Genomic DNA, 19,060 nt, shown 5'->3' with positions numbered 1-19,060 from the left:
GTTGAATAAACATATTAGAAAAATCAATTCCACCTGTAATCAGCCCAATGATTGGCATAAAAATATCATTGACAATTGAGTTGACCAAGCTACCAAAAGCGCCCCCTATAATCACACCGATAGCAAGTTTGATAAAAATTATATCTGCTTTTTTCAACAGAAAGTAGAAAGCCGTAACTTAATTTATATAATTGCCTCAATATTTTTATGTTAACACTAAAAAGAGAGATTTTTACACAATACCACAAAATGAGCAGTGTTGGAAACTGAGCTATCAGAAAGTTTCTCAAATGAAGTACATATATTTTCATAATATATTGGCATAAAAGATAATTGAGAAATAAAAAATATATTTCAGCACTGATGGAAGAAATAGATAGATGAGGCAGGAGAAAACTTATAATTTAATTCCCCTTAATTCAGTAAGCAATAATAGCAATTAGGAGGGCATTATGGCTTATCTACAAGCTATTTTACTGGGTTTCATGAGCTAAAATGGCGATAATTCCGATGGAAGAAACACATTTCATCTGCTGGAAGATTGTATCAGTTTATAAATAGCAGAGCTTTAGGGTTTGCAAGATCATTTTTGTTTGGAAGTCGTTGATATGATAGGTGCGGGTTCAATGATCAACTGTCATTACTTAAACTATATGTTAGACAGAGCACTTATAGATGCAAAATTATATTTAGCGCATCAGAAATGGCAAAGAAAACAACGCAGATTCTTCAAAATTTCGTCAATAGAGTACAAACGATTGAATATACTGTTGCTAATAAATAGCGCAACAATAGTATGAATTTAGATGATTTTATGAACCATGTATTCTATAAATGCTGGGAAAAAATAGCTTTATAGAGCAAGCTCTGTTTCTATTGGCAACAATATTACACAAAGGAACTTTGGTAATAGGGATAATTTGCGTGCATTTTTAAGAGAATTATGAGCTTACCTGCATGAGATGTCACAAAACCATGGGCTTTGATGAATAGCCATTGATGTTTCAATTCATACTGCATTTTATAAGATTAAGATTCACATTTTAATCTTTAAAAAATGTCGAAAAAGAGAAACATTTTTTGAGAATAAAAAGTCTTTTGCACAGTGTACATCAATATAAACATGTATGGCTATTGTGTAATGAATTTTCCTCTAGAAGGGGAATATTATTTGGATAATATGCTCTCTTTGATTGGTGATCTTTTGTGTTAAAAGATAGAGGTGAGGTGCGATGGATCATTTTTATGTTGTGGAGAAGGATTGATGAGTTTTTTTCGTTGTATTGGCCGTTCTGCTTTATTTATGTTAGATCCAGAGCATGCGCACCGTTTAGCGATTGTTGGATTGAAAAGTGGCTTAAACGGTTGTCAAAAGGTTGTTGATAAGCGATTGAGTATAACTATTGCAGGGCTTGAGTTTCAAAATTTTATTGGTCTCGCAGCGGGGTTTGATAAAAATGCAGAGGTTGTGGATGGTATTTTTCGTTTAGGATTTGGTTTTACTGAAATTGGGACAGTGACACCAAAGCCTCAGATTGGAAATCCTAAACCACGGCTTTTTCGTTTAAAAGAAGATGAAGCGATTATTAATAGAATGGGCTTTAATAATGATGGACATCAAGTTGTTTACAATAGATTGCGTGCGTGTAAAAAAACGGGTGTTGTAGGAGTCAACATTGGAGCCAATAAGGATACGGTCGATAAGATTGATGATTATACTGTTGGTATTGCTCATTTTTATGATGTTGCTGATTATTTTACAGTTAATATTTCGTCTCCTAATACACCAGGTTTACGTGATTTACAGGCCCGTGACAGTTTGCATCTTTTGTTGAATGCAATTTCGCAAGTGCGAAAAGAACAAGAGAACAAGCATGGATTCTCCATTCCCATTTTTTTAAAAATTGCTCCCGATTTATCAGAGAAAGAATTAGATGATGTTGCTGAAGAAATAAAACTTTCTGATTTTAATGGACTGATTGTTTCGAATACAACTCTTTCACGCCAAGGTCTTAGCAATAGTCACCTCAGTAATGAAGAGGGGGGGCTTTCTGGACGTCCACTTTTTGAGCGCTCTACTATTGTGCTTGCAAAAATGCGTAAAAAATTAGGGAAGGAGATTGCCATTATTGGTGTTGGCGGTGTAAAGGACGCACAAACCGCTTTGGAAAAAGTAAAAGCTGGCGCAGATTTAATTCAATTATATAGTGGGATGGTTTATGAAGGTCCACATCTTGTCATAACTATTCTGCAAGAGATTTTGCAGATGATGCAACAAGACGGTGTTGATAACATAAAAGACTATCGTGATCATAGTCTTGAGCATTGGGCAAAATGTTCTTTGTAAAAAAACGCTTTTTTCTTCACAAAAAATTGCGAGATTTTTTTAAAGGGGCTTGCAAACTTTGGTGATTTTCCTTATGTCACATAAGCATAAGAATAAATGTTTACGAAATCGTGAACAGTTATGATACATTTTCTTTTATGCGGTTGTAGCTCAGTTGGTTAGAGCGCTGGTTTGTGGCACCAGAGGTCGTAGGTTCAAATCCCACCAACCGTACCATTTGTCTTGTTACAACTTTTCTAATTCTTATTTTTGGCGTTTTGTGAGGCGGTTAAAAGCCGCGCTTGGCGGGCTTTTTTGCGTGTGAGCCGTCACGGAGCAGAGACCTTGCGTGGATGATTTTTCTCAAATTTTGCCCAAAAAGGAATGATACGATCAATAATCGCTTGAAATATAAATGGGTTAGCTAAATCTATGATTCTGACTGCAATTGTAACAATAAATATCTCTATCAGTATATTTATATACTTTTAGTATATTTTGTAAACCAAGAGAATCTTATTTGCCTTTCATTATTATTGCTCATAATATAAATCATTAAGTTTAAACACATAAAATAAGTAAACATAAATTTACTAAAATACACCATATTTTTGACACAATTTCCTTGATTGCATCAACTATATATTATAAACATGAACTTGCATGAAAGTGCATTCATATCTCCAGGAGTGTTTCGGTGGTTGATTATGGGTAGGCCATTCTGGCGCGGGGACATAAGTAACCTTGGGGGAATTTATTTATACACTAAATTGGAGAAAATAAATGAGATTTTTAAATAGTTCGTACGATTATTGCAGTGCCGATAATTTTAATAGCAAATATAACTCTGGTAGTGCGTTTGGTGACAAGTATGGTGGTAAGGTTGGCCTTGCGGGTGGTTTTTTCATAGGATGGGCAGCGGGGCGTAATCCTATGGTTGGCATGGCCGTAGGAAGCTTTGGGCAAGCTGTAGGCAATGAATTCGGAGACACCATAGGCGGTTATCTTGGTTATGGTGTGGCTGCTGCCCAGTGTGGCACACAGTTTTTGGGTCAATCTATTGCTAATTCAGGTGGTGGGATGTTGATGCACTTTTGATGTAGTTCTTTGGGTTATCCTAAAGCCTAGAACGGTGGTACTGTAAAAGGTGCCACCTTTATATTTGGAATATTACACAGGAGGAGCTATGGGCGCGTTTGGTTTAGTGCTGGCTTGTTTTTGTCTGTGGTTTGGCACGTTGTATCTATTCTTAAAAACTATTGCTATTAATGGAAAAAGCATGTTATACAGGAGCATGGTTGCATTCATAGTGGCGGCATTGGTTACCCCTCCCCTCATTTATGCCTTTGAGTATTTTGAGTATATAGTCGGTGTGTCGATAACATCTTCTCATGTTGCTATAATTATGTTCTTTCTTTCCTTTTGCATTGAATTTATACCCAATATAGTAAACAACATAAAGTGCTTTAGTTTGGCCATTATCGCAAGTTGCCCCATTTTTTTCATCGCAGCTGGTTTTATTGTTATGAGTGATGACCTTCTGTTAGATTTTTTTGATCTGCAGCTTTCGAGCTATATTTATCTGCTTTTCATTATTCCGTTGATGATAGGGGGGGCTCGCTATGTCCTAATTGCTAAAGCTTTGAAGGAAAAATCTATGTCAGTGCTAGATTTAAGCATTTGCATTGGCTGTGGGTTTGCCATAGGCGTCTTTTTTGTGTCATCACTGCTTTTATCAGACCTTCGAGAAATCTATCAACAGATAGGTTTTGCAAACAGGGAGGCAGTGAAAAAAATGTTTGATTATGCAGTGTTTGGTTTCGCTATTCTAACGGGCCAAGTTTTTTTGACATTTTTGATGGTTCTCTTTGTTACTACAAAGAAATATTATTGGTTGGTCCTTGATGTTCTTGCAGAGCTGTTTTTTAGCTTCTTTGTTTCTTATTATGTAGCGTTTGTTCATACAGATGATGACTATGGAATGGTTAGAAGTTGGATTTGTTTGATGTTTGTTGTTTATGTGTGCGCGCGTTACATTAAATCAAAGAATGTGAAGCTTAGCGTGATTAACCCGTTTAAAAAGAAAACTGAGTGAGAAGACAGGAGGCTGTAGTTCTTTGGGTTATCCTAAAGCCTAGAACGGTGGTACTGTAAAAGGTGCCACCTTTATGTTTGGAATATTACACAGGAGGAGCTATGGGCGAGTTTAGTATAGTGCTCGTTTATTTTTGTCTGTGGTTTGGCATGTTGTATCTATTCTGCAAAAGTATTGCTATTAATGGAAAAAGCATGTTAGGCAGGGAGAATATGGTTGCATTCATAGTGGCGGCATTGGTTACCCCTCCCCTCATTTATGCCTTTGAGTATTTTGAGTATATAGTCGGTGTGTCGATAACATCTTCTTATGTTGCTATAATTATGTTCTTTCTTTCTTTTTGCATTGAATTTATACCCAATATAGTAAACAATATAAAATGCTTTAGTTTGGCCATTATCGCAAGTTGCCCCATTTTTTTCATCGCTGCTGGTTTTATTGTTATGGGTGATGACCTTCTGTTAGATTTTTTTGATCTGCAGCTTTCGAGCTATATTTATCTGCTTTTCATTATTCCGTTGATGATAGGGGGGGCTCGCTATGTCCTAATTGCTAAAGCTTTGAAGGAAAAATCTATGTCAGTGCTAGATTTAAGCATTTGCATTGGCTGTGGGTTTGCCATAGGCATCTTTTTTGTGTCATCACTGCTTTTATCAGACCTTCGAGAAATCTACCAACAGATAGGTTTTGCAAACAGGGAGGCAGTGAAAAAAATGTTTGATTATGCAGTGTTTGGTTTCGCTATTCTAACGGGCCAAGTTTTTTTGACATTTTTGATGGTTCTCTTTGTTACTACAAAGAAATATTATTGGTTGGTCCTTGATGTTCTTGCAGAGCTGTTTTTTAGCCTCTTTGTTTCTTATTATGTAGCGTTTGTTCACACAGATGATGACTATAGAATGGTTAAAAATTGGATTTGTTTGATGTTTGTTGTTTATGTGTATGCGCGTTACATTAAATCAAAGAATGTGAAGCTTAGCGTGATTAACCCGTTTAAAAAGAAAACTGAGTGAGAAGACAGGAGGCTGTAGTTCTTTGGGTTATCCTAAAGCCTAGAGCAGCCACCCCAAGAGGGGCAGTTTCTGGAGCAATAGTAGGCAGGGTTCCGTGGCGCAGCCGCGGGTATTGTTAAAGCTGGTTGGGATTGTGCTCGCTCTAAGTGGTGAAATTGTTGTTTGACCTGGCTTTTTAACAAGGTAAAGGCCTTGCTAAGGGGTACGCTATCAGCCTCTTAGCAGGGAGTTTTTCTCCGGCAATAATATCTTGGTATGCTTGGGAGGGCAAGGCGCTTTAAGGAAATTACTTTAAGGAAATTATATGTCTGACTTAATTTTTGGAATGTTGCTTAGTTTTGGGATAAGTTCCAGCCCTCGTCTCCTTAAAAACAATGGCTTGTTGGGCGAGCGCGTCATTTTTGGGGGGGGCTAGCTGGCCTTTCCTGCGCTATCATCTTCGCTTATCCACATAGTGAAAGTGGGCTTCCAAACTTATCTTTGCTTTTGGTATGTTATCTTGGCATCCTTTTAATTCTGCACGAGCACTACTTATATAAATATTTAGTTCTTGGATTCTGTGGTGCAGTTACTGCCTTGTGTATTGGGGCAGGTTTTGTATATTTGAGCTCTTTGTTGCCATTGCCGGCTTTGTCTGCTGCTAATAATAGCCAGCAGCAGGTGGTGCATTACATGAGTTTGGTTGCTGCAAACTATCCCTTTTTTATCCTTTTGATATCAGTTTTAACTGCGGAGCTTTTGCGTTTGTGGTTGCTTCGCGTATATAAGCCAGAATTAGCTGCGCGTGAGGTCCTTTATTTCGGGCTGGGCTGGGGTGTTCTAGACTTATGCTATAAGACCCTCCCAGCTCTTTTTCTGTACTTGAATTACCGTGTTGATAGGGCGCTACAAATGGTGGGCTATGTCGCATTTGAATCTTGTCCACAAGCGATCAGTTATCTTATTGCCGCGGGCATGATTGTATTGATGTATGTTGTAAATACGCGCTTTATGTATCTTGATTATCCAAGATAAGCGCAAGGACTATTCCTATCTGCCTTTTGTAATTCATTTTGCGGTTGGTCTTTTGTTTATGTTTGACATTTCTTCAGGCTATGCAATATTAATAAATTCTATTTTTGAGGCTTACAATAATGCTTGACAAATTGACATTATCTGTTATCGGCGCCGTTTTTTGTCTGGTGCTGATTATTTTTCCTTTGATGAAGAAAAAAACATTGGTTGAACATTTGGTTTTCTTGCTCGTTGTTTTGTGTCTTGTGTTTCTTTATGTTTATGGCGCTGTGAGTTATTTTCCTTATTATGTTTTGGCGCTTTCGCTTATATTGGGGTACCGCTGGTTACTCTCTTTGGTTAAAGCGTTTAAAGGCACGAAGGCGATTATTGGGTCAAGCGCTGGTTGTTATGTGCTTTTGATTTTTTTTCTATACGGCTTTATGCGTATGATAGGCAGTTTGATTTTAGATTTTTCTGCTTATAGTACGCCTAATATTGTTTTTGCTGTTGGTCTATTCCCTATAGGCATGGCGATTATGCAGTTTTTTTTGCTCTCTCATTGGGTGGCAGAAGATAATGGCAATGGTGTAGAGGCAGCACTGGGCGTGGGAATGGGGATTTGGGGGGCTGCTATAGGGCTTGTACTGCTTACATCTCTACCAGAAGCTGTGATGATCCTAAAAGGGGCCTTTAGTCTTGATAGGGACGCCTTACTTTCTTTACTTGAGACGGTAATATATTATGCGTTTATTATAGGTCTGAGTCTTTTATCAACTTTCTTAATGCTTGTGGTTTGCCTTGACAAGAAATGGCGTTTTTTTGTTCTTATCCTGCTTTTACAATGCTTGGCGGCTTGGGCGCGCTTTTCATGGCAGGCCGCTGAGCCAGAACTTCTTGCAATTGGGCATTATACAATCGCTACTATTCTTATGTTTGCTCTTATGCGGCAAATTTATGATTTTGTGCAAGACAGATTATCCATGAAGAAAAATAGCAGTTACGCTGTAGTAAATGAGGGGGTATAATAATGTTGGTTTTATTTATTACTTCGCTTCTCGCAGGCCTTATTTATGGCGCTGTCATTTATAATTTTTTTCGCTCTACGTTTAGTTGGATAAATGTGCTGTTGAGCGGCATAGTTTTTGGGGTGATTGTTCTGTTAGTATGGCGTTACTCGGAAACAGAACATAAACTTGATGCCTTACGTTTACTGCAAGTGCTTGGCGTTGTTTTTCTTCTATGTGTGTTTCATCATTTTCTGAAGTTCAAATTGGTTGTTGCTGGTGCTGTGGGATGGTTTGTTGCTAGCTGCATTGCTGGCGGGCTTATTGCTTTTTGGGAGCAATCTGTAATAAAAACGCTTTATATGATGAATATTGTTGAAACCAAGAGTCGTGCAGAGCACGGGCTGGCGCTTGTTTTTTTATTTTTAACATTTACGGTTTTTTTTGTTGTAGCAGAAGAAGCCATGCGTCGTTGGTTAGTTACTAAGTTTTATCGGTGCTCGCCTAGTTTTTTGTGGCGTTTGCCGCTGAATATTGGCATAGGCTGGGGTTTATGCGAATTAGTTTATAAGGCGCTAGGGCCTTTCCTTGTTTATAATGGCTGGCCTATTCGATCTAGGTTATTAGCCAGTGAGTATGTAATTTTTTATTCCTGGACGCAAGCGAGTATTTTTTTGTGTGCTTTAATGAGCGTCATACTTATGCATATTTTCAATACATGCTTGGCGTATCGTGGTGTTGTTACGCGCTCTAAATTTTATGCGTGTGCGCCTTTTTTTGTCCACGCTATTGTTAACTGTTTCGGTGCAACAGTGCTGGTTACAGGCAAGGTTTGGTTTAATGTTGAGGGCAGCTTGTTTATTCTACTTTGTGTGATGTTGTTCGTATATTTTGAAAGCAAAAATCCTTTAATACAAAACATAAAATTGCGCGCTTAAAGTGTTGTAAAGTGATGAATAACTTTGCGTACTCTAAGTATGGCTAGAGAGCATGATACGCGCTTTCTGTTCTGCAAAAAAATAGAGAAGGTTAGCACCGACGTAACGCGTCCAGTACCAAGAGCGACGTCATTTCTGCACTAATTGGGGGGAGGGTGAGCCACTGGCCACGCGCATATGGAAGTTTGCAAATATGCTATCATGTAACTTTCTAGTGTCCTCCTTTCTATTATCCTCCATGAGATTGAAGATGGGAATCTTGAGGCGGCGATGACGCATTATTGCAAGGAGGATGCACCATGTTTAACATAATAGTCTCTTTATTTCGTGGAGTATTTACTCTTGGGTTATCAATAGAAACGTTTTAACTCTGGTCGAACACTCTCTCATCTTAACTGTGATTTTATTGTCCATTATTGCTCTGAATATTAAAATTGTCTGACAGGGAGAACCCGTGATGATTACGAACATTCTGACAGTTATTGTCTTGTTTGTTAATTATTTAGCTGGATGGTCCACACTTTTACTGAACTACCCCACAGTTTTTTGCTATCTGTCACTTGCTCTGGTTTCATTGATGAGCTTGCTGGTAAAGAAACCCTTTACCATTTTTTATGCCAGTGCTGGTGTTTCTGAAGAAAAACGCAAACATATCCTCTTTTATCTCATCAATAAATATATTACATGGATTTGGGTCATCATCTTTTTTGCCAATGGTCTTCTAGTGGCTTTTTTGCATTGACCCTCCAGCTTTGGTGTGTCAATATGAGTTTAATTTGTGCTGGTATTCTTTTTTCTAAATATCTTCCTAACATCATGCGATATTTTTATGGCGTGAAACACCATGGAGCATAAGATGCATAATATGTCATTGTTTAATATTCTGACCGGAACCCCTTTCTTGGATTTTGCTTATTTTTCTCATCGCGAGGGGAATAATCGCATTGAAAGATAGGGAAATGAAGGTTTACCGCCTTTTTCTCTTGCCGTTAGTCTTTCTTTTTTTGGGCGCAAGCGATGTGATTAAAGAGCTGGCGTTCCTAGGCTGGGGAGCAATCGCAATGTTGGCAGGGCTGATGATCGGCTTTGGCATTGGCTGGTTGCTCTGGCGTGCTACTCCGCGTTTAAAAATCAAAGAGGGAACGGATTTCATTATTCTGCCTGGTACACGGTTGACGCTGACATTTATTCTTATCGCTTTTGTCATCAAATTCACATTGATTGTTTTTCTCAAGGTTGAACCTGATTTGAAATATGCATTTGATTTTAACCTTCTTTTTGGTCTTTTAAGTGGGGTTACTGGTGGTGTGTTGTGGGGCGGCATATTAAATTTATATATAGCATTTCGAAAGAATCCAAATTAATCCCTATACCATTAGCTGTGAGTGCTTCCCATTAGAACTATCTCAATAGAAGCTTATTCCTAACAACAACGCTGCATAAAAATGCAGCGTTTCCCCATAGTTTCAGATTTTTTATCCAAGCGCGTGAATACGTGACGGAAGTGATATATCTGACTATACCCCCCTTGGGGGTAGAGCGAGCCCAAAGGTTTAGAATGCTATGAGTTTGAGCTAGCTGGACTTTGAGCAGATGGTTTATCGCTCATGGGAAATCATTTTGTTTTATGATTCAAAAAGAGGATAGTGATGGTCTCATTGGCGTAGGTGGGCAAGAAAACTGTTAGCTTGGCAATGCGTCAACAATTTGTAGAACTATGTTGTGGAACCTATACGCAAAGCGGTTGCTATGATGGCATGATGCTTTTGTCAAGCATTATGATATGGTAGGAACCGGTGTTTAAGGGTGCAACTGCGGTCACTGTACGATCCAGTAGCATTACGTTTGAGTATTTAGGAGCGGCAGACTCCGTACAGGCTACGCGTACAATATGTGAAGCACGCTTGCGAGAATCAGTGTGCCATTATTGTGTTGTGCACGCGACCCTCTAGCTAGTACTTCATTGATAAGGCTGTTTTTTGAAGCTGGTTGTAATTATCTGTGTGTTTTTAAAGAGAACGTTAGCACACGATGTGTCGCGTGAGTACCATTTTCCTTTGTACAACTATTTTCATTTTTCTTTCTTTCTTCCTTAATAAACTGCGATTATCGGTTTTTTGGGGGCACACGAACGATAACAGAGTAAAGACTTTTCTCTCGTGTTTTTCCTTTTTTGTTCAAAAAAGCCAAAGCGTCTTAATGAGCAGAGATCTTGTCTAAAAAGGTATTTTTTAGATTTATTACTTTATTTTCAATGGAATAGAGAATTTTTGCTTTTGAGTGTGCAAGTGCACCTTATGATGAGACATAAGATACGAACCCGTAAACTTGGGCGCGCAGTAAGCTTATAGTAACAACAAGCTTAGGCATATAGTTGGCAGACACCGTTATTATTGAGTTTTTTTCTAGATTGTGTTTGGTTATGCCACATGTGAAGCAATTTTAAATTTACCCGTGGTGGTATGTCGTCAAATTGGAGATACAGGTCTTCTATTTGTTAGAAATATGTCAATGCCAAAAGATAGACGTTTTTGGATGGACTTGTGCCAATTGATAAGCTTGCTGATAATATTTGTAAGTGCCTAATTAGTGCGCAAGAAGAAATAGAAAATCATTGCTCTTGCAAAGCAAATCAAAGAAAAGCAAAATGATCAAAATGTGGTAATGCGAATTGATCTAGCTAACTTGTATAAGAAAAAAGAAATAAAACAAGCACAAGAAACTTTAAAAAATAAAGAGAATGGCTTATACGAACTTTTCGTGAAAGTAAATTTGCAGAGCATAAAGAAATAAATAGGATAAAAGGAATTGCGACGTAGAAAAGAAATATTCATAGACATTTTATACTAAGTGTAACAGAGAAGCGCAAAGATGAGTATAATAGCGGGTAAAGATAAAATAGAGGGCATGAGTCAAAGCCCTGTTAATCCAGACATAGAAAAGTTAAAAGCAGTCTTTCCACAATGTTTTACTGAGGGAAAGTTGGACATAGATCAGTTATTGAATCTATGCGGCGAATATATCGATAATGATTTTGAGAAGTTCAAATTTGAATGGAAGGGCAAGGGGGCAAGTTTAAAGCTTGCGCAAAAGCCTTCACTTGCGACTTTGCGCCCGAAGCGCGAGGAGAGCGTAAACTTCGATAATACACATAATCTTTATATTAAGGGCGATAATCTTGAAGTTTTAAAGCTTATCCAGCGTGCTTACTTTCAGCAAGTAAAGATGATTTATATTGATCCGCCCTATAATACGGGGAATGATTTTATCTATTGTGATGATTTTAAAGACCCGTTAGCACGCTATAAGGAAGTGACGAGCCAAACGACAAAATCGAACCCTGAGACAATGGGGCGGTTTCACACGGCGTGGCTCAATATGATCTATCCGCGCTTGCGTTTAGCGCAAACGCTTTTGCGTGATGATGGTGTGATCTTTATCTCGATTGATGATCATGAAGTGCATAATTTGCGCAAAGTGTGCGACGAGGTGTTTGGCGAAGAGAACTTTGTTGCTCAATTGGTGTGGGAGAAGGTTCACACGCGTAAGAATTCAGCGAAATATTTTTCTGTCAGCCATGAATATATTATATGCTACGCAAAGTATAAGGAAAATTTTAAGAGGAATTTACTACCACGGCAGGATAGCTCTGCATATAAGAATCCAGATAATCACCCCAAGGGTCCTTGGAAAGCAGACCCTATTACTGCGCATAAGCCTTATGCGGCAGATTATACAATTACGAAGCCTAATGGTGTCATGCTAAAACGCCCCCAAGGCGGGTATTGGCGTTTTAGCGAAAAAGTTTTGAAAGAGAAAATTGCTAATAATGAGATCATATGGGGTGAAGGGGAATCCTACCCTATGATTAAAAGGTTTTTAAATGAGACACAAGATGGGTTGGTTCCTACGACTTTTTTTGGCAAAGAAATCGATGCCAATTTTGATGAAGAATTTGCAGGAATTTTTAAACGAGAGTTTTCAGGTGATACCGCTTTTTCCAAACGTGAAATTGATCAATTAATGCATGTTCAAGGATTGTTTGAATATATTAAACCTACCAAACTCATAAAATTGCTCATGCAAATCGGCACGAACAAAGACGACATCATTCTCGATTTTTTCGCGGGCTCTAGTACAACAGCGCATGCAGTGATGGCTTTGAATGCCGAAGATGGTGGTAATCGCAAATTCATCATGGTGCAATTGCCTGAATTATGTGATGAAAAGAGCGAAGCCTATAAGGCTGGTTATAAAACTATCTGCGATATAGGTAGCGAACGTATTCGCCGTGTTGGTGCACAAATCAAGCAAAAGCATGAAGCAGAACTCACAAGCAAGCAGCCTCTAGACACAGGATTTCGCGTGCTAGAGCTCGATAGTTCCAACTTTTCCATATGGGACGATAGCCCGATTGATCCGAATGCACTTGATGTTAAAGAACAATTGCAAATGCGTTTGGGTCATATTTTGCAGGGGGTGAATCCCGAGCGCTCTCATCAAGATATTATCTTCGAGATCATACTTAAATATGGTTGGCCACTGGATTTAAAAATTTATCCTTTAGCAATCAATGGCAAAAATTTTTATTATATAGGTGAGAGCGAAGGCGATATCTTGGTGATTATAGCCATAGACCCACCCTTTGAACCCGAAGATGCGGAAGAGATGATAAAGTATTTGCCCGTAAAAATCGTAGCGCTTGATGCGGCCTTTAAAAGTGACGAGGCGCTTATTAATTGCAACTTTATCTTTAAAGACAATGAAGTAAGTTTTGATAAAATTTGAACTATAGAGAGACGATTGTGGCGGCAATATGAAACTTAAATTTAAACAACAAGAATTTCAAAATGATGTGGTTAAAAGCGTCATTGATTTATTTAAAGGCCAACCACGACGGGATTCTTCTTTTTCTTTGCATTCAGAACAAGGACAATTAGCGTTAAATGAATTTGGTTATGGTAATCAATTATTGATCAGTGATGAAAGCATATTAGCAAATTTACGAGAGGTGCAACAGAACAATAAACTCTTGGTAAGTGAGACGCTAGAGCAAAAGCAGTTTTCTATTGAGATGGAAACGGGAACAGGCAAAACTTATGTCTATAGCAAGACGATTTTTGAGTTAAATCAACGCTATGGCTTTACCAAATTTATTATTGTTGTACCAAGTGTTGCTATTCGCGAAGGGGTATATAAATCACTTCAGGTAACAAGGGAGCATTTTCAAGCAGAGTTTGATAATCTGCCCTATCGTTATTTTATTTATAATTCAAAAGATCTTTCGCAAATTCGCCAATTTGCAAGCTCTACCAATATTGAAATTATGATTATCAATATTGATGCATTTAAAAAAGCAGAAAATATTATCAACCTTCCGCAAGATAGACTGAATGGCGAAAGTGCTATGCGCTATATCCAAGACACAAATCCGATTGTGATCATAGATGAACCGCAATCGGTGGATAATACAGCAAAAGCGAAGGAGGCTATTGCGAGCCTTAATCCGCTTTGTGTTTTCCGCTATAGTGCCACGCATAAAGACGAGATTAATCTTTTATATCGTTTAACACCTGTTGATGCTTATCAAAAAGGACTGGTAAAGCAAATTTGTGTCTCTTCTAATCAGATAGAGAAAGATTTTAATCGTCCCTATATTGCCTTGAAAGCCGTATCACGCGAACATGGCTTTAAGGCGCGCTTAGAGTTGGATATTGCGGGAAAGAATGGCACTGTTAGCCGTAAAACGGTTACAGTGAGGCAAGGCGATGATCTGTATCGCGTTACAGGTGGGCGTGAGCTTTATAAGGGCTATATTGTTTCGGGTATCAATTGCATGGCGGGGGATGAAGCAGTTGAATTTTCTGATACTAAAGTCGTCAAATTTGGTCACGCGCTTGGTGATGTGAATACAATAGAGCTTAAACGCGCGCAAATTTATCGCACTATAGAAACACATTTAGATAAGGAATTGCGGCTTGTACCTTTAGGGATCAAAGTTTTGTCACTGTTTTTTATTGATGAAGTGGCTAAATATCGTAGCAATGATGAAGAGCCAGCGCTTTATGAGCGTATGTTTGAAGAATGTTATGAAGAGTTGTGGGCGAAAGAGAGATATGCACCCTTGCGGACTAAGTTTGCGCAAAATGTTCGAAACGTGCATGGCGGTTATTTCTCGCAAGACAAGAAGGGTGTCTATAAGAATACAAAGGGTGACAGCCAAGCCGATGATGACACTTATAACACGATTATGCGCGATAAGGAGTGGTTATTATCTTTTGCATGCCCCTTGCGTTTTATCTTTTCGCATTCGGCATTAAGAGAAGGCTGGGATAATCCGAATGTGTTTCAAGTGTGTATGTTGATCGAGCAAAAATCGAATTTTACTGCACGGCAAAAGATTGGTCGCGGTTTGCGCCTTTGCGTCAATCAACAAGGAGAACGCGTAGAAGATAAAGATATAAATGTGCTGCATGTTATGGTGAATGAAAGCTTTGCTGAGTTTGTGAGTACATTGCAAAAAGAATTAGAGGCGGATATTGGTTATAAATTTGGTACATTGCAGATGGAGAAGTTGGTTGGCCGTGTTTATGAAGATGTAAAATATGTAGCCGCTAAAGTGGAAGTGTCACAAGCACAAAAAATTATTAAAACGCTTGTTGCAAAAGATTTGATTGACGAGGCGGGTATAGTTAAAGCAAATCAAGATTTGGTAGCGAATGAATTTGAAGTTATAGGGGCGGAGGAAATGCCACGCGAATTGCGTCAAGAAATTGTGAAAAAATTTGATGCGGGCGCACTTATTAATGTTGAGACGCTGCAAGATCTGACGTATGTGACAGCTGTGACGGAAAGAAAGTTTATGTCTTCGCAAGAGGCTGCTGATGTATTGGCTGAGTTGCGTGAAAAAGCTTTGCTTACATCAGAAGGGAAAATTACAGATACATTAAAAGCGCAATGGGCAGCGGGGACATTGGATTTAAGTGAACGTTTTAGTAAAGGGCAAAAGAGGGCTGTGATGCAGGCGCTAGAGGCGATCCAAGCCATGCCGATTATTCGTAATGCTGCGCGCGAGGTGCGGGTTAAGCTTAAAAAGCAAACAGTGGCTTCGCCCGAGTTTTTGTCCTTATGGGAGAAGATCAATAAAAAAACTACTTATCGTGCAAAGCTTGATCGCACAGAGTTTATTGCCAAAGCAGTGGATGCAGTAACAAAAATGGCGCCAGTTGCACCTGCGCATTTGGTTTATCAGACAGCAGAAATAGAACTGGATAGCACCGGTGTGGCCTATGAAGAGCAGTTATTAAAGCAGAGTGCACTTAATTATATCTCGTGTGCACTGCCGGATATTGTACATTATTTAAGTTTAAAATTGAAACTAACTGCAAAGACAATTATTGGTATTTTGATAAAGAGCGGTTGTGAGCATGAGTTTGTGAAAAATCCACAAGCTTTTTTAGAGTGCATAGAAGAAATACTCAATAAAACTCACGTTAATCTTATAATTGATGGCATTAAATATTTAAAGTTGGTAGGGCGAGAATATAGTGTACAAGAGTTTTTTACCAGCGAAGAGCTTGTGGCGAATTTAGAGCGCACAGCTGTGGTGAGTGAGAAGAGTGTGTATGACCATGTGGTTTATGAAAGCAGTGTGGAGAAAGAGTTTGCGCAAAGTCTTGATAATGATCCTGAGGTTAGGTTGTTTTTTAAATTGCCAAGAAGTTTTAAAATAGCTACTCCCATTGGTTCTTATACACCTGATTGGGCGGTCTTTTTAGAGCGTGAGGGCGAACAAAAGCTTTACTTTGTGCTGGAAACAAAAGGATCAAATAGTGAGTTTAATCTACGTCTTAAAGAAATGATGAAGATTAAATGTGGAAAAGCGCATTTTGATGCGCTACAAACCGGCGTTGCGTTTAATGATCAGCCGGTGACAAGTTGGCGTGAATATAAGCGTGGGGTGTCGGCGATGGACGGGTGTGGCAGGGGCGGCTAAAAGTACTGAACTCGTTGCCGCGGAATGAAGGGGGAGAATAAGTGGTCTGTGGCTAATGCGTTATATTTTTTTGAAATAAATTTTACGAATTTAAAAGAGTGAAGGACTTGATAGGATCTATTTTTAAAGCAACAATAAGATAGATTAATATTCGTGGAGAGTGTTTATGGAAGTTGCAATTACCTAAGCTTTGTTGTCTGACGCGTCAGAAAACAGCCCTCTTCTGGTTGAGACTTGGCATGATATTTATGATGCGGTGCTTGGGAGCATAATGTTGTACAAAAATGCATGGCATGAAGTCCAAAAAACCAATAAAGGCGTATTGCGCTTCTCCTTTAAGAACTGGGCATCTCCTCTTAGCTTAATGAGTTTTCATTATGCATCCTTTACGCAAGACTTGCGATGGAAAAACTTTACGGAAAAAATCAATGTGTTTTGTTTAAAAGATCCGAGCTTAATACGCCCTTCAATAGGGAAGGGGATTTCACAATGTTTGTTGTGATGAAGCAATTACTCCTTCTTGGCATGCCACTGGCTGTTGGGTTTATCTCTCAGATGATGATTTCCTTTACAGATGCAGCGCTTGTAGCGCATTTAGGCATCCAAGCCTTGAGTGGTACAATGTTAGCTCTGAGTATATTTAGTTTTGTTATGTTGTTAGGGCTAGGTATTATTACTGCGGTTGCACCAAAACTTCCGGAAAGCTTTCGCAAACAAGATAGAGATGCATTAAAGGCATGGTTTGATCAAGGAATATGGCTTTCCCTTTTGATTGGAATGGTGAGTGCTATTATTTTACTTAATACGAGGAATATTTTGTGTCTTCTTGGTCAAGATGAGGCAATTGCCAATATAGCGCAGGAATATAACAGGGGCGCTGCTATAGGGGTGGTGTTTTTTTATTTTTATGTGAATAGCCGTGGATTACTGTCAGCAATTGGTAATCCAAAGCCCTTAACTTGGATTATGCTTGCCGCTATTCCTGTAAATTTTCTCATCTCTTGGCTGCTTATTTTTGGTATAGGTTCTGCAAGCGGATTTGGTGTTTTTGGTGCTGGAATTGCGAGCAGTTTGATCCGTATTTTGATTGTTATTGCAGCGGCAATAATTCTATCTCGCAATTCTGCTTTTCATTCCTTTCACTTGAATTATTTGAGACCAAAGTTAGAGATTTCACGCATAATAAAATTGCTGCGCGTAGGGTTCCCCATTGGTATACGTATTCTTATTGCGGAGGGCTTGCCTTCTGTCATTGCCTTCATAATTACGGCTTATGGGGTCCAAGCTTTGGCTGCTCATACGATAGGAATGCGTCTCGATATGCTTATTTCTGTGGTGGCTTTAGGGATTTCCAGCGCAGCCGCAACAATAGCAGCGTGGTATAGAGCAGATGGGAATCATATGGCTCTAAAACAGCTGCGTATGAGTGTCACAATTTTTGCTGTCGCTTATGTTTTGTTTTTATCAGGGGTTGTTTATTTTTCTTATGAATTCATTCTTACGACCATCTTTGATATTTCTTCAGACCGCGTTGTTGTTTTTTCTTGGGAGTTGCTACCATTCGTCTTATTGTCTTTTACTTTTGGCACGTTAGGAGCTATGCTCAATGGCATACTTGTTGGCTTGCTTGATACATTTTGGCCAACTATTGTTGTAATAATAAGCTATTGGGGGGGGGAGGCTTATTTGGAGGCGCGTTCATGGCACATTTTTTTGAATATGGTTTTATGGGTTATTGGCTTGGCATGATTGCTGCAAGTTTAATCGTTTCTATCTTTAATTATATGCGTGTCGGTTATTTAATAAAACGCAACCCTATGTTTGGGGCGGAGTGAGTGTTATAAAAGCACAGCAATGTCAAGTTGCTTCGGCTAAAGATGATTTTAAGGATAAAGTCCATACATGGAGATTTAACAGAAAAGATGTACAGGCTTGCTGTGAATGTCTTGCTGATGAAATGTATTATAGATTTTTAAAACAATAAGGGTGGAGGATATGATCAAAAATGATAGGAAATACCGTTATTTGGTCGTTGGTGATACAGGAATAGTTGACACCCTTGTGTTGGTCATTAGGGCTGGACGATGTGATTATCGCAGCGCGCTTTCGTTCTCATCAATCCAAAATTGAGTTATTTCAGACGAGAGCTAAATGTGTATTTTGGAGATTATTATAAGCCATAGGCACAATTTTTAAAATGGGTACCACTATGGACGGGCTTGAAATATTGCATATTATGGGGGCATTCGCCTGCACATGCATTTTCGTGTAGGTTGAGTGAGCGGTTGGATTTATTACCGAAACTGCCGTGGGGTGTTTGTGTTGTTGGCTCTAATGCAGAGGATAAAATAATCTCTGGATGTGCGCATCGTAATAAGATTGATTCCGCATCTGTAAAATTAGGTCGTAAAAGGCAACCAATGGCTGGCGGTGGTCAACAAGAAAAATGTTTATGATCATGTGATTTGTGAGAGCCGTATTGAGAAAGAGTTTGCGCAAAATCTCGATAATGATCCTGATATAAGATTATTTTTTAATTGCCAAGGAGTTTTAAAATTGCAACACTGTAGTTTGACAGTAGGTTTTATACTAAGTGGGAAGAGGTTGGATTAGGTAGGAATACGTGGTAATTTGTTGTTTTTATGGTTATTTTTTAGCATTAAATGCGGGTTTTGTCAAAATAGATTTTGAC

16 protein-coding genes and 1 tRNA gene are annotated in these 19,060 nt (G+C 38.8%); 16 read left to right on the top strand and 1 reads right to left on the bottom strand.

What is annotated here, in order from left to right; genetic code table 11:
* Positions 1–160, bottom strand: a 160-nt coding sequence (locus PVV60_RS07960) for an MscL family protein (RefSeq protein ID WP_273724150.1), incomplete at its 3' end; no start/stop codon positions are given.
* A gap of 1,104 nt (positions 161–1,264) precedes the next feature.
* On the opposite strand from PVV60_RS07960, the gene PVV60_RS07955 reads away from it, so the two are divergent.
* The 16 genes from PVV60_RS07955 (at position 1,265) to PVV60_RS10865 (ending at position 18,981) form a co-directional block, all read left to right on the top strand.
* Complete coding sequence (locus PVV60_RS07955; protein WP_273724148.1) at positions 1,265–2,347, top strand: quinone-dependent dihydroorotate dehydrogenase; 1,083 nt, start codon at positions 1,265–1,267, stop codon at positions 2,345–2,347.
* Between the two features lie 139 nt (positions 2,348–2,486).
* Positions 2,487–2,563 (top strand) — tRNA-His (locus PVV60_RS07950).
* 546 nt (positions 2,564–3,109) lie between these two features.
* Entirely contained in the window at positions 3,110–3,424 is a 315-nt protein-coding gene (locus PVV60_RS07945) for a hypothetical protein (RefSeq protein ID WP_273724147.1), read from the top strand.
* A gap of 181 nt (positions 3,425–3,605) precedes the next feature.
* The gene (locus PVV60_RS07940; RefSeq protein WP_273724145.1) at positions 3,606–4,421 is read left to right on the top strand and encodes a hypothetical protein; all 816 of its coding nucleotides are present in this window, start codon (positions 3,606–3,608) and stop codon (positions 4,419–4,421) included.
* A gap of 194 nt (positions 4,422–4,615) precedes the next feature.
* The gene (locus PVV60_RS07935) at positions 4,616–5,434 is read left to right on the top strand and encodes a hypothetical protein (RefSeq protein WP_273724143.1); all 819 of its coding nucleotides are present in this window, start codon (positions 4,616–4,618) and stop codon (positions 5,432–5,434) included.
* 603 nt (positions 5,435–6,037) lie between these two features.
* A complete protein-coding gene (locus PVV60_RS07930; RefSeq protein ID WP_273724142.1) occupies positions 6,038–6,448 on the top strand; it encodes a hypothetical protein in 411 nt (136 codons plus the stop codon).
* Positions 6,449–6,567: 119 nt separating this feature from the next.
* A complete protein-coding gene (locus tag PVV60_RS07925; RefSeq protein ID WP_273724141.1) occupies positions 6,568–7,455 on the top strand; it encodes a hypothetical protein in 888 nt (295 codons plus the stop codon).
* Between the two features lie 2 nt (positions 7,456–7,457).
* The gene (locus PVV60_RS07920; RefSeq protein ID WP_273724140.1) at positions 7,458–8,372 is read left to right on the top strand and encodes a hypothetical protein; all 915 of its coding nucleotides are present in this window, start codon (positions 7,458–7,460) and stop codon (positions 8,370–8,372) included.
* Between the two features lie 454 nt (positions 8,373–8,826).
* Complete coding sequence (locus tag PVV60_RS07915; protein WP_273724138.1) at positions 8,827–9,114, top strand: hypothetical protein; 288 nt, start codon at positions 8,827–8,829, stop codon at positions 9,112–9,114.
* Positions 9,115–9,331: 217 nt separating this feature from the next.
* Positions 9,332–9,736, top strand: coding sequence for a hypothetical protein (locus PVV60_RS07910; protein ID WP_273724136.1), 405 nt, complete (start codon positions 9,332–9,334; stop codon positions 9,734–9,736).
* A gap of 1,507 nt (positions 9,737–11,243) precedes the next feature.
* The gene (locus tag PVV60_RS07905) at positions 11,244–13,160 is read left to right on the top strand and encodes a site-specific DNA-methyltransferase (RefSeq protein ID WP_273724135.1); all 1,917 of its coding nucleotides are present in this window, start codon (positions 11,244–11,246) and stop codon (positions 13,158–13,160) included.
* A gap of 28 nt (positions 13,161–13,188) precedes the next feature.
* The gene (locus PVV60_RS07900; RefSeq protein WP_273724134.1) at positions 13,189–16,368 is read left to right on the top strand and encodes a DEAD/DEAH box helicase family protein; all 3,180 of its coding nucleotides are present in this window, start codon (positions 13,189–13,191) and stop codon (positions 16,366–16,368) included.
* Positions 16,369–16,857: 489 nt separating this feature from the next.
* Entirely contained in the window at positions 16,858–18,117 is a 1,260-nt protein-coding gene (locus PVV60_RS07895) for an MATE family efflux transporter (RefSeq protein ID WP_273724132.1), read from the top strand.
* 246 nt (positions 18,118–18,363) lie between these two features.
* Complete coding sequence (locus PVV60_RS07890; protein WP_273724131.1) at positions 18,364–18,498, top strand: hypothetical protein; 135 nt, start codon at positions 18,364–18,366, stop codon at positions 18,496–18,498.
* 89 nt (positions 18,499–18,587) lie between these two features.
* Positions 18,588–18,824, top strand: a complete 237-nt coding sequence (locus PVV60_RS07885; protein WP_273724130.1) for a hypothetical protein — start codon at positions 18,588–18,590, stop codon at positions 18,822–18,824.
* Positions 18,799–18,981, top strand: coding sequence for a hypothetical protein (locus PVV60_RS10865; protein WP_404977303.1), 183 nt, complete (start codon positions 18,799–18,801; stop codon positions 18,979–18,981). Before PVV60_RS07885 ends, PVV60_RS10865 begins: the two co-directional genes overlap by 26 nt.
* Positions 18,982–19,060 lie beyond the last annotated feature (79 nt).

Origin of the sequence: Bartonella sp. AU18XJBT, assembly GCF_028618595.1 — a bacterium.
Taxonomy (GTDB): Bacteria; Pseudomonadota; Alphaproteobacteria; order Rhizobiales; family Rhizobiaceae; genus Bartonella.
Note: the sequence above shows the minus strand (reverse complement) of the source record. Positions and strands in the feature narration are given on the sequence as shown.